Source organism: Arthrobacter sp. TB 26 (assembly GCF_000427315.1).
GTDB lineage: Bacteria > Actinomycetota > Actinomycetes > Actinomycetales > Micrococcaceae > Arthrobacter.
On the sequence record NZ_AUPJ01000055.1, the window covers coordinates 1 to 1,220 of the forward strand.

Sequence of the window (1,220 nt, forward strand, 5' to 3'; positions counted from 1 at the left end):
GTGCCGGAGGAACCTCCCAGCCTCGCAGGCGCCGACCCGAAGACGGTGCTGGCCTGGCTGGGTGCGGTGGGGGGTCCCGTCGCGCTCGTGATGTCCGCGATGTTCTGGCGCTCCGCCCCGCTGATGGCCATCCTCGCAATGGTGGCGGCGTTTGCGGCGTCGGTGGTCTTCCTGATCATGAAGCTGCCGGGCGAGAAGGACGAGCACGACGACGGCGCCCGCATCTAGCTGTGCATGCGGCTGCTGACCCGGGACAGGTCCGCGGCACCAATCAGGCCCGCGTTCGGGCCAAGGGCGGCCAGTTCGATTTCCGCCGCGGGCCGGAATCCGCGGCCCGTCAGATTCCGGGCGAAGGCCTTCCGTGCCGGCCCGACCAGCAGTTCGCCGGCGTCGCAGAGTCCGCCGCCGATCACGAATTTGCCCGGATCCAGCGCGGCGGCGAGGTTGGCGAGGCCCAGGCCGAGCCACTCCCCGACGTCCTCGAGCAGCTCCCGGGAGGTCGCGTCCCCGGCCTTGGCCAGTTCGGTGACAATCACTCCGGTGATGCGCTCCACGTGGCCGTCCACCGCTTTGAGCAGTTCCTGGGCCACCGGGGAGTTGGCGGCCGCGAGTTCCCGGGCCTCCCGGCCGAGGGCGTTCCCGGAAGCGTACTGCTCCCAGCAGCCCCGGTTGCCGCACTCACAGCGGTGGCCGCCGGGCATGATGATTTGATGGCCGAATTCCCCGGCCACACCGAACCGTCCGCGTTCCAGCCGGCCGTCCATCACCATGGCGCCGCCGATTCCGGTTCCGAGGGTGATGCAGACCAGGCGGTTTTGACCCTGCCCGGCCCCGAAACGCCACTCCGCCCAGCCGGCGGCATCGGCGTCGTTGGTCAACAGCACGGGCCGGCGGAGCAGCCGCTGCAGGTTGTCCCGGAGGGGTTCGTTGCGCCACGCAAGGTGCGGGCTGAACAGCACGGTGCCGCCGTCGAGGTCCATCCAGCCGGCCGCGCCAATCCCGACGGACCAGATCCGGTGGCCCTCGCCCAGCTCCTCGACCAGCTCAACGATGACCTGTTCGACCGCGCGGGGGTCGTTGCCGGGAGTGGACCGCTTGGCCTGGGCAAGGATCCGGCCCTCCGCATCGACCACACCGGCCGCCACTTTGGTGCCGCCAATGTCCACGCCGATGGCGAGGCCCTTGCGGCCCAGCCGCAGGTGCTCCCGGAAACCCTGTCC

At 70.7% G+C, this 1,220-nt stretch carries 1 protein-coding gene and 1 pseudogene; one reads left to right on the top strand and one right to left on the bottom strand.

Translation table 11 applies throughout. The annotated features are described in order from the left end of the window. Positions 1 to 228: pseudogene (locus K789_RS0100940) on the top strand (hypothetical protein); the annotation flags it as partial. Here K789_RS0100940 and K789_RS0100945 read toward each other — a convergent pair. Further along, positions 225 to 1,199, bottom strand: coding sequence for an ROK family glucokinase (locus K789_RS0100945; protein WP_084507118.1), 975 nt, complete (start codon positions 1,197 to 1,199; stop codon positions 225 to 227). The pseudogene K789_RS0100940 and the gene K789_RS0100945 sit on opposite strands and share 4 nt — an antisense overlap. Positions 1,200 to 1,220 lie beyond the last annotated feature (21 nt).